Source organism: Cohnella rhizoplanae (genome assembly GCF_948329515.1).
GTDB classification, from domain to species: domain Bacteria; phylum Bacillota; class Bacilli; order Paenibacillales; family Paenibacillaceae; genus Cohnella; species Cohnella rhizoplanae.
Genome location: NZ_CAOJCN010000022.1, coordinates 1 through 11,059 on the forward strand (window position 1 = coordinate 1; position 11,059 = coordinate 11,059).

Consider the following 11,059-nt stretch of genomic DNA (forward strand, 5'->3'; position numbering starts at 1 on the left):
GGTCGCTCCGGTCGCTCCGGTCTCTCCTGTAGCCCCTGTTACTCCTGTTGCTCCTGTTGCACCAGGTTCTCCGGTCGCTCCTGTAGCCCCTGTCGCTCCTGTAGCTCCAGTTGCTCCAGCTACTCCTGTGGCGCCGGTCGCTCCAGTTTCACCCGTTGCTCCGGTCGCTCCTGCTTCTCCCGTTGCTCCTGTTGTTCCAGTCGCCCCTGTGGCTCCTGTAGCTCCTGTCGCTCCAGTTGCCCCCGTAGTTCCTGCTTCGGTCGCTCCCGTTGCCCCAACTGCCCCTTCAAAACCTGTAGCCCCAGTTGGCCCCGTTGCTCCTTGAGCGCCAGGGTCGCCGATCGAACCATTGATACCATTCGAACCCGTTGCCCCGGTCGGGCCTGGAACGCCGATTGCTTCTACGATTTTATTCACTTCAATAATGGTTGGGCAAGACACCAAAGCACTTGGTCTTTTCCCAGCCGTTCGATGCCTCTTTTTCCCGGTTATGCATTTTGCTTCATAAAACTCTTTTTTATCGGTCCATTGTCGCAATGTCTTCTTGTCCACCAGCTGATCGATTGTCTTAAGGACATGACCAAGATGATTAAGAGATTGCGCAACTTCCTTTTTAACCCATTTTACTTTTCTCAACCTCATCCATTTTTTTGCTGCTTGTATGGAACGTAATGACAATTTGATTTTTCTGATGCCCTTTGCCCGAAAGCGATTCTTTTTATTCATTTTTAATTCTTCCCGTTATCTTACGACTCGGCTTATATAGAGGTTTATTGCAGTCCAAGCTCACGAGTATTCGACTCAAGATGGTAATGGACCTGACGATATCTTTTTCTGCACGCAAGTATTTCCCTTCATTGAAGGAGCCTTCAGCCTTCAGCAAACGGCGTCTGACATCATTAAGCGAACGAGTGGTTCCCCGTTGGATGGTCATCGAACTCCTCCCGCCGATACTTACAGATCTCTTTTCGAAAATAAATATCGCAATAGTCTACGTTGAAAGGACACTTACCTCCACGGCATTCACCTACTTGCCGAAATTCTCCCTTCGGACAAGCGGACGCTCACCCCTGCCCTTGCCTTTGAATACATAACAGTAACCTATTTTTTTCTCGATGGAGGGCAAAGTTGATAACCATAAGCCTATGTATGATCGTGAAAAACGAACAGTCCGTCATCGGACGTTGTCTGGACACCGTGGCAGACCTTGTCGACGAATTGATTATTGTCGATACCGGTTCGACGGATGATACGGCATCCGTCGTCAAGCAATTTGGGGCGCAAGAATATTCCTATGCATGGAACGATGATTTCGCCGCCGCAAGGAATTATGCTTTCCAGCAAGCGTCGAAAGATTATATTTTGTGGCTGGATGCAGACGATGTCATCGAACAAGCAGAACGGGAAAAGCTGCGGGATTTAAAGCACACGCTCGATCCGGAAGTCGATGCCGTCTCGATGCTGTATCTCCTCAGCAAAGATGAATTCGATAATGTTACGTTTAGCCTCCGCCGAAATCGTCTCGTTCGCCGTACGCGGAATTTTCGCTGGATAGGCGCGGTCCATGAATATATGGAAGTCGGCGGCCGAATCGTTCATAGCGATATCGCCGTCACCCATCTCGGCGCGATAACAGATAAAGCGGCAGATCGGAATTTGAGAATATATAAGAGGCTTTTAGAGGTAGGCAAGGAACTAAGTCCAAGGGATATGTATTATTACGCCAATGAGTTAAAAGACCATGGGTTCCACCGCCAAGCGATTATGCATTACGAGTCCTTTCTGAACGGTGGCAAGGGCTGGGTCGAAGACAACATATCCGCCTGCTGCAAGCTGGCCGATTGTTACCATGCCTTGGGCGATCGCCGATCCGAGCTGGAATCGGTCCTGCGTTCCTTGCAATATGATCTTCCGCGCTCCGAAAGCTGTTGTCGTCTTGGATACTACTTTCTTGAACAAAAAAATTACCACGCAGCCATTACATGGTATACGTTAGCGATTGAATCGAGGCTTCCGGACGGACATTTAGGCTTCGTCAATCCGACCTTTGCCACTTGGTTGCCCCATTTGCAGTTAAGCGTCTGCTATGACCGGATCGGCCAATACGAGCGCGCCCGTCTGTATAACGAACGGGCTCTAGCGTATCGGCCGGGAGATCCGAGGATGCTGCAGAACCGGGCTTATTTCCAATCGAAACTGGAGAATCCGACACTGGTGTCGGCGGGGGCGACGACATCGTGAACGATAATAAATTGCGCATTCTCATCGGTAGTCCCGTGCGTCAGCAGCCCAATATCCTCGAGAAATTTCTAGCCTCGCTTTCCAATCTCGAGCAAACCTCTTATCAGGCGGCCTACTTCTTTATTGACGAAAATGACGATTCAAGTTCCTCCGAGTTGCTTAAGCAATTCTCGTCCCGCCATCGCGGAACAGTGATTAAACGAATGACCGCATCGTCCGAATACATCCGCAACGATACGACGCATTACTGGAACGAAGATGCCATCTGGAGAGTGGCCAGTTACAAGAATATGCTCATTCATTACGCCCGAGAGCGGCAGTTCGACGGTCTTTTTCTCGTCGATTCGGATCTTTTGCTTCACCCGCATACGGTAGAACAGCTTGTGGAGGCGCGAGTGGATATCGTCTCGGAAATATTTTGGACCCGCTGGCAGCCTCATGCCCAGTCTCAACCCCAAGTTTGGCTGCAGGACGAATATGTCCAATATGAGCGGCATAGGGGGGAAACGCTCACAGAAGAACAAATCGGGCAGCGTTATGATGCGTTTCTGGATAAGTTGCGCAAACCGGGCCTCTATGAGGTCGGCGGACTGGGGGCATGCACGTTAATCTCCAGAAAGGCGTTGGAGGCAGGCGTGAGCTTTCGTCCGATTCCAAACTTATCCTTCTGGGGAGAAGACCGGCACTTCTGCATTCGAGCCGCCGCCCTCGGGCTGTCTATGTATGTGGACACCCATTTGCCCGCTTATCATATCTATCGGGATAGCGATATTCCTGGAGCGGAACCATTTCTAGCGCAGCATTTGAGGTCAAAAGCCGTAGCGATCCTCCCCGAACGGCACTCGGCGCTTACCCTATCCATGATCGTAAGAAACGAAGCCGATCGTTACTTAAAACAGGCCTTGCAGGCACATAGGGACTATATCGGGCAAGCAGTTATTATTGACGACGGTAGTACGGACGAGACGGTTGATGTCGTGATGGACCTTTTGCGCGGCATTCCTGTCAGGTTGGTGCGTAATTCAACCTCTCTATTCGGCAATGAAGTGGAGCTGCGCAAACAACAATGGCAAGAAACGATCCGGGCGAATCCCTCATGGATTCTCAATTTGGATGCCGATGAGTGGTTCGAGCCGCGATTCGCGGAAGAGCTGGAGCGAATGCTGTCTCAGCGCGAAACAGACGTTTTTTGTTTCCGCTTATACGATTTTTGGAACTCGACGCATTTCCGGGAAGACGACTATTGGCAATCCCATCTCACGTATCGCCCGTTTCTGATTCGTTACCGCTCGGCTTTTCCTTATCGTTGGAGAGAAACGCCTCAGCATTGCGGACGTTTTCCCGAGAACGTTTTTGATTTGCCGCATCGGCTCTCCCCGCTTCGCGTCAAGCACTTTGGCTGGGCCAGGGAGGCAGATCGACGCGAGAAATTACGCCGATACCGGGAGTTGGATCCCGACGCTGCTTACGGATGGCGGGAACAATACGATTCTATCCTGGATGCACAGCCGAACCTGATCGAATGGATCGAGTAATTCCTGCCAGCCCGATCGCGAGGAGGAATAACCGGTATGGAAGTGATTCATACGCTGCCTTTGCTGATTCGATCGGATTGCCGGCAAGCCGATATGGCGATGGCTATCGAGTGCCTTATGAGCCTTGCCCGATCTAAGGATCATCATGTCGTAATCTATAATCAGGGATCGCTGTCATTTGAAGAAGTCGAATCGCTCGTCTATCAAAGCGGCGTGTCGGCCGATATTCTCGGAACAGGCAACAACGAGGGGATCGCCAAAGCGCGTCAGGCCTGTTTCGACTTTATCGGATGCAGATATCCCGACGTACCCTTCATCTCCGAGATACACGTCGATATGCTCTTTCCGCCGAATTGGTATTCGCCACTCGTCGCCTTTCTAATATCTTCCGATGAGCCGATCGTCACCCCAGGTATACTAACCGCATCCGGAGAATTGCAGCCGTTGGGCGAGCGAATCGAGCTGCCGGACGCCTCGGAAGCGATTCTCAAGCTTCTGGAGCATCTCCCCCGAGACGGGCTTCAGCCAGGATTCGTACATCCGGTCTTGCATCGGGCGAAGCTTCTGCGGGAGATCGGCGGCTATGACGTTCGTTTCCTCCAGGGAAAGCAGGGTTACGAGGATGACAGCCTGCTGCTTGGATATGCCTATTATATGGGGACAAGGAATCGATGGCGTCCTAAATGCTGTCTTTCCAGCTGGGTTTATCATGCAACGCTGTCCCAACGCATGTCATTATCGAACCTTAGCGAAGAATTTCTTCTGAACGAGGAAGGCTTGGCCCGTCAGTACGGAAGCTACGGCTTTCGGCAGCTATCCAGTCTCCATGGAGATCAGAACGACTTTTTAAGTCTCTATACGAAGTATATTCCCCCCACGAGGAGCGAAGCTTCGATGGCTCACGAAACGGAATCCGGCAATCCAAGTCATGTTTGGGATCGAATATGGTCAGGGCCAGTCTCCTATGATTGGGATCCGCTCAGCCAAACGGTTTATCAAGAAATTCGGGACGTCATCGCATCCATCGCGCAAGCGCAAATCGCCGAAGCCGGGTCGGGAACGGGGAAAGTCTCATTGCGATTGGCGGAAGATGGCGCCGATGTCACGCTGATTGACTTTTCCGAAAGGGCGCTAAAAAACAGTCGGCAAGCTTTCTTTGCGCGAAAGGTTGCCGCTACCTTCCTTCAAGCGGATATTCGGTCTACCTCCCTGCCTCCGTCCACATTCGATCTGACCTGGAATGCCGGCGTGCTCGAACATTTCGATGAAGAAGAGCAAGTCGAAATGGTAAGGGAAATGGGCCGGATTACAAAGCCTGGCGGAATCGTTCTGATCATGACGCCAAATGCGAGGTGCCTGCCGTACTTAGTAGGCAAAACGGTCGCCGAAAAAGAGGGGACGTGGATGTACGGTAAAGAGATTCCGGTGGCTAGCTTAAAGAATATTATCGAAAAAAGCGGTCTACTATTGTTAGAAGAAAAGCACACTGGCTTTCTTGATAGTCTTGCCTTCCTTGATTTCATTCAAGGGGCCGAGACAGTAAAAACCGCGATTCGTTTATGGTATGAGGCGCTTCCTTTCTGCCAAAGGCGGGATTTTCCTGGTTATCTCCTCGTTAGTATCTGCAAAGTACCAATTCATTAACTCTGTACTCTGCATTTAGAATTTAAATACTATCCTGTTACACTTCAGGTTACAATATTGACGGCCTCATTCCCTTGATGCCATCCTGACTCTGCGAATGATCTCATTCGTTACCCGAAAAAAGCAACTAATGGAAGAAGACGTTCGCTTACGTTTCGCACAAAAGCGTAGAAAAGCCGCCTATATTAGCCTGAGCAAGGCATAATATAAGCGGCTTTGTCGATATTCGTCAGTTCGAAGTAATGGAGAAATCGTCCTGGTACAAGGCTGCGTTCAGGTTATAGACGTACGTCACGATCCTAATGTTAACCGTTCCAGCAGGCGCCGTATAGGTTCCATGAACATTGGTCCAACCGCTTGTGAGCGTGCCATTGTAATCGGCGATTGTCTGGTCGCTGATCAGACCGCTAGAGCCGTTCAGGAATTCGGCTTTGACGACGATGTCCGTCCCCGTATTCCTCGTAATGTTCAGATAACCGTCGAATGTATAGCTGGCTCCCGCCGTCCCCGCCACGCTCTGGGAAACGTTCAGCCAAGCCCCCGTCGTATGATCTATCTTCAGCGAGGAGGCAGCCGTGCGCTTCACCGCCGTGTCGCGGATGCAGTAATTTTGCGAACAGGTCCAAGACGCCGGAACTCCGGAGCCGTTATCGGACTCGAAACCCGGATTAAGCAGCAGATTCGCAGATGAGGTCGTTACGGCGAGCGCGCTGCTGGCCGCGGAGACATTACTGGCCGCATCTTTCGCTTTGACCGTGTAGGAATACGCGGTATTCGCCGTTAATCCCGTATCCGTAAAGCTCGTCGTCGTCCCGTTCGTCGAACCCGCTAGCGTCGATCCGCGGTAGACGTCGTAACCCGTCACGGCTACGTTATCCGTCGACGCGCTCCAGGTCAGGGAGACGGTCGTAGCCGTCTTCGATGGCGAAGCCAAGCTCGAAGGAGCGGTCGGAGCTTGCGTATCTCCTCCTCCGGAACCCGAAATCGAGAAGTCGTCCATCTGCAATGCCGCGTTCAGATTTACGACACTTACCCTGATGGTCACGTTGACCGTACCTGCGGGAGCCGTGTACGTTCCTTGCGCGCGCGCCCAACCGCTCGTCGTCGTACCGTTATAGCCGGCGATAGCCTGATCCGAGATGACGGTGCCGGAGCTGTTCAGGAATTGGGCTTTGACCGTGATATTCGTTCCGGTATTCCTCGTGATGTTCAAATAACCGTCGAACGAATAGCTCTGCCCCGCCGTTCCCGCCACGGTCTGATGAATGTCGAACCAAGCCCCCGTCGTATTGTCCACATTCAATGAGGAAGTTCCCGAGCGCTTTAAGACCGTATCGCGACTGCAGTAGTTTTGGCCGCACGTCCACGAAGCCGGCGCGCCGGATCCGTTATCCGTCTCGAAGCCCGGATTGGACAGCAGATTGGCGCCGCCCGCCGCATTCGTCGTCACGCTCAGCGCGCTGCTGGCCGAAGACGTGTTATTGGCCGCGTCTTTGGCTTTGACCGTGAACGAGTAAGCCGTGCTGGCTGTAAGACCCGTGTTCGTGAAAGTCGTTGTCGAGGCGTTCGTCGTCCCCGCCAACGTCGTGCCGCGGTAAACTTCATATCCGGCCACTCCGACGTTGTCCGTGGATGCCGTCCAAGATAACGTCACGGATGTATCCGTCTTCGAGGTCAACGACAAACCCGTCGGCGCCGTCGGAGCTTGAGTATCTGAGCCGGATGACTTGACGAGGGAGAAGTCGTCTGCGTTCACCGTCACGTCCAACGTCGCGTAATGAATATAAGCCCTTGCGTACGCCGTTCCGGCAGGCGCGGTCGCCGTACCGTGCGCGTTGACCCAGCCGGACGTCGTCCCGGTCAAGGACAGCAGTTGCTGTTCGCCGATTTGGATGTTATCGCTATTCAGGAATTTCAAGTAAACGGATACCGTCGTCCCCGCGTTCCGGCTAATGTTAACATAGCCGTCGAGCGTATAAGCTTGCCCCGCGACCGCCGGTACGTTCTGATACGTCCCGAACCATGCCAAGGAGCTGCCGTCCACCTTTAAGGAGGTGCTGCCGCTTTTCTTCACGGCAGTATCCGTGTAGCAGTACCAAACTTGCTCGCACGTCCAATTCGCCGGTCTTCCGTCGCCGCCGGAAGTTTCGAAGCCCGGATTAAGCAGGAAATTGCTCGTCGCCGAGAACGTCGTAACGCTGAGGATGCCGCTCGACGACGACATGTTATTCTTCGAGTCCTTGGCCTTGACGGAGTACGAATAGGGAGTATTAGCCGTTAATCCGCTATCGGTATATGTCGTAGTCGCGCCGTCCACGGTACCGATCAACGTCGCGCCTCTATAGATGTCGTAACCCGTGACGGCAACGTTGTCGGTCGAAGCGGTCCAGGATAGAGTAACGCCCGTATCGCTCTTGCCCGTCGAGACTAAATTGGTCGGAGCCGTAGGCGCGACCGTATCGAGCGGGTTGGTCGTTACGGTAAACGCTGCGCTGGCGGAAGACGTATTTCCTGCAGCGTCCTTGGCTTTAACGGTATACGAATAGGCGGTATTCGCGCTCAATCCGCTATCGGTATAGCCCGTTCTGCCTTCGGTAGAGCCGATGAGCGTCCCTCCGCGATAAACTTCGTAGCGGGTAACGCCGATATTGTCGTTCGCGGGTTTCCACCGCAGCTTGACCGAAGTATCGCTCTTCTCGGGAACGGAGACTCGCGACGGTGCCGTCGGCGCTTGCGAGTCGGACGCCGCGCTGCCTTGACGGACGACTTTGACCGCGATATCCCGGGTGAAGGAAGGAATGCCGCTTAAGACCAAGTTGCCGCCCGATGCAGTAGCCGTTACGTTCCCGGCCTCGGCTCCCGTAACGGTGTTGTAATACTTGACGGAATAAGTGCCGCTGTTCATGGAAGGAATCGTGAATGACATCCCGCTGATCGTCGATGGCGAGGAGATATTGTAAGTGGCGGTTGAATCGTTAATCCACAATAGAGCCCTGTCCCCGTTCTTGAACGCGCCTACTTTCGTCGAATTGCTCTGCAGGCCGTAATCAACGAACGGCATAGAAGGCAAATAGTACTCCTCCGGTTTGATGAACCCGGCAAACGTGTTGTAGATTTCTTTATACAAGTCGCGAACGTTGAATTCGTTGCCCAGGGGATCGCCGTCGGCTACCCACAACAGATTTCCGCCCGTTGCTCCCGCCCGGAACAGCGGCGACCATAAGGCATCATGGACGGCGCGCTGCGTGGCCGGGGCAAAGGGAACCGAGTTGGCCGGAGGACCGTACTCCCCGAAGAACGAAGGCCGATTGCCGAAGTCCGCGAGAGCGTGTTTTAGATTGGCCTCCCAATTGTCGACCACCTCGATCGAGTCGTCGTACCGGTGAAGATTCACGACGTCCAGCGTCGTCAGCGGCTCCCAACTCGTCTGGTTCGAACCGAGCGCGTCCATCCAGGCGAAGCTGGACGTCGTCGGATGATGATAGAAGTCCCAACTTTTCCAATACGTATCTACGTTTTGATGCCAAGCCGGCTTGTTCACGTAGTCGTTGACGCGGTTATCCATTTCGTTCCAGTATTCCAACATGCCCAGAGACGTGCTGTAGCCCCAGCGGGCGAATACGTACCGAAGCAACTTTTTCTGATACGCGATCGCCGTCGGATTCGTCCAGAAGTCGGTATTATTCTCCGACCAATAGGAAGGTCCGCCGTTAGCCGTGTTATAGGCGTTATATTCCCAATCGTAATAGAAATCGCCGAAGCTGTTCAACGTCAGCATGATGAAGATATTGTTGGCCTCCGCGGTTTGCATCAGCGTATCCATGCGCGCCATGTTCTCCAATTGGTATCTCCCGATTCCGTCATAGCTCATCGTGATTCCCGCTTGCGTCGTCGTTACCGGACCGTACTCCGGTGCATAGTTGGCCCACCAGCAGCTTAACCAGACCCGCATGATGTTCATCTGCGATTCCTCGTAGACCGGCATGGCATCCAAGATCTCTTGCGGCGCGCCCCAAGCGAAGTTGCTGCCGAGCAGCGTGATTTGTTTGTTGAAGCTGTCCACCATCCGATTCCCGCTCACGCCCATGTAGCCGCGACGATCCGCAGCCGCATTGCCCGCCGTGAACGTGTAGGTAGACGATTGGCCGGTACCGTTGGAATCCGTCACCTTGATGTACACGCTATGAGAACCGGTGGTCCTCGGAGCGTATCGAACGGCCCACTTCGGAGATGAGTTGGACCTGTAGAACGCGGGAACGACTTCCGTCTGTCCGCCAGGCGTTGTGAAATAGGCCTTCACGTCCGCTTCATCCGGATTAAACGGGTTATTGTAAGTCGTGCTTAAGTCGAAATTCAATTCGTATTTCGAGTACTTGGCCGGAGTAGTCGTATTCGCCGAAACGTTGGAGAATGCGGTAACCGCGGCGGAAACGACCTTGGATTCGAACGTCAACATGGACAATATTCCAGCGATAGCCAGAATACACCCCATTCCGATCGTCAGCAGGTTTCTTCTAAAAATACTCGTCATTACTGATTCCTCCCATGTTCGCTCATTGGAGATACACGCTTCTCTCGCTGGTTAGCGGAAAATCGTTACTGCTTAAGGTGCGGCGAGGTTTCACCTCCTTGAACGGGGTCGGACTCGGTTTCAGTATGAGGGGGGATCCTTGGGGGAAACAACCTGACAAACCTCATTATTTAGCCGTACAAAATAGACTGCCGGACGAAATTCCTCGTCCGGCAGTTTATGGAGCATCTATTTAAGGATTATTTTACGTAGGGTTTTCCAGGGACGCCACTGCTTCAGCGATTAATGAGAGCGATAAGGTACCTACGGCATCTTCAAGCTGCGCCATATTGGTTACGCCCATAATGGGGCCACTACCGTTTCCTTGTGCAGCAGTCACGCCAGCGCGACATGACTGCGTGGAACGCCCTGCTTCTCGGCCAATTCCGCCACTCGTTCAACGATCGACCGGTCGACATCGGCAATCGCATCAAACTTGGACTTTTGGATAAGATCGGTTTCGGACCGATGCATGGCTTCCATCGTTTCTCCAATGGGCGTGTTGTAGTCCCAGCGGTGGATAATGTAAAGATCCAAATAGTCCGGTACCAAGTCTCTTCACGCTTTTGTCGATCTCGCTCAAAATCGCCTTCTAGGATTACCCGGCACCGTTAGGACCTTGATGCATACATCCCCGGACGGAGTACTTCCAAACTATGATCTTACCTACTTCCTCCATCAGTACGGCGGTTACGTACAAATCTACTTTCAAAATCTTTTCTAAAGGTGCCTAACTAGGCGATACACCAGCTGCATTGATAAGAGCAAGCAGTTATATCACCATACTTCGGCCTTCTGCAATCAAATTTAGAATAGATTCTCTAGATGAAATATCCGTTTCGACAGGCTCCACATCGAATCTGGCTTCTTTCATAACATTTGCAATAGCCTTGGCATTATCAAGTTTCTTGTCACCAACAATAATTTTCTTGCTAAAATAGTCTTTCATGAGTCGGGAAAGTTCTTGACAACGGTCAATGACTAGAACTTGATCCCATAAAACAAAAAGCCGAAAGCCCGACAAAAACAACTGCTCGACGCTAGAAATAAAATAGCCGTACAAGGGAGA

6 protein-coding genes and 1 pseudogene are annotated in these 11,059 nt (G+C 52.5%); 3 read left to right on the forward strand and 4 right to left on the reverse strand.

The window, feature by feature from the left end; genetic code table 11:
• Window positions 1-726, reverse strand: a 726-nt coding sequence (locus PQG80_RS23440; protein ID WP_271754084.1) for a collagen-like triple helix repeat-containing protein, incomplete at its 3' end; no start/stop codon positions are given.
• A gap of 402 nt (window positions 727-1,128) precedes the next feature.
• Between PQG80_RS23440 and PQG80_RS23445 the strand changes: the two genes are divergently transcribed.
• From PQG80_RS23445 to PQG80_RS23455, 3 genes are read left to right on the forward strand one after another with little or no spacing between them, the layout of a single operon-like run.
• On the forward strand, window positions 1,129-2,241 hold the full coding sequence (locus tag PQG80_RS23445) for a glycosyltransferase (RefSeq protein WP_271754085.1): 1,113 nt from the start codon (window positions 1,129-1,131) through the stop codon (window positions 2,239-2,241).
• Window positions 2,238-3,776, forward strand: a complete 1,539-nt coding sequence (locus tag PQG80_RS23450; RefSeq protein WP_271754086.1) for a glycosyltransferase — start codon at window positions 2,238-2,240, stop codon at window positions 3,774-3,776. Before PQG80_RS23445 ends, PQG80_RS23450 begins: the two co-directional genes overlap by 4 nt.
• A 36-nt stretch (window positions 3,777-3,812) precedes the next feature.
• A complete protein-coding gene (locus PQG80_RS23455) occupies window positions 3,813-5,420 on the forward strand; it encodes a class I SAM-dependent methyltransferase (RefSeq protein ID WP_271754087.1) in 1,608 nt (535 codons plus the stop codon).
• A gap of 229 nt (window positions 5,421-5,649) precedes the next feature.
• Here the strand turns inward: PQG80_RS23455 and PQG80_RS23460 are convergent, their stop codons facing one another.
• From PQG80_RS23460 to PQG80_RS23470, 3 genes and pseudogenes are all read right to left on the reverse strand, one after another.
• Window positions 5,650-9,951: a fibronectin type III domain-containing protein gene (locus tag PQG80_RS23460; RefSeq protein ID WP_271754088.1), complete on the reverse strand. Its 4,302-nt coding sequence runs from the start codon at window positions 9,949-9,951 to the stop codon at window positions 5,650-5,652.
• Between the two features lie 244 nt (window positions 9,952-10,195).
• Window positions 10,196-10,648: pseudogene (locus PQG80_RS23465) on the reverse strand (aldo/keto reductase); the annotation flags it as partial.
• Between the two features lie 114 nt (window positions 10,649-10,762).
• Window positions 10,763-11,053: a hypothetical protein gene (locus PQG80_RS23470; RefSeq protein WP_271754089.1), complete on the reverse strand. Its 291-nt coding sequence runs from the start codon at window positions 11,051-11,053 to the stop codon at window positions 10,763-10,765.
• Window positions 11,054-11,059 lie beyond the last annotated feature (6 nt).

Excerpts from the sequence above, each read along its gene's own strand:
- PQG80_RS23455 (WP_271754087.1), top strand. The coding sequence starts at position 3,813 with ATGGAAGTGATTCATACGCTGCCTTTGCTGATTCGATCGGATTGCCGG.
- PQG80_RS23460 (WP_271754088.1), bottom strand. The coding sequence starts at position 9,951 with ATGACGAGTATTTTTAGAAGAAACCTGCTGACGATCGGAATGGGGTGT.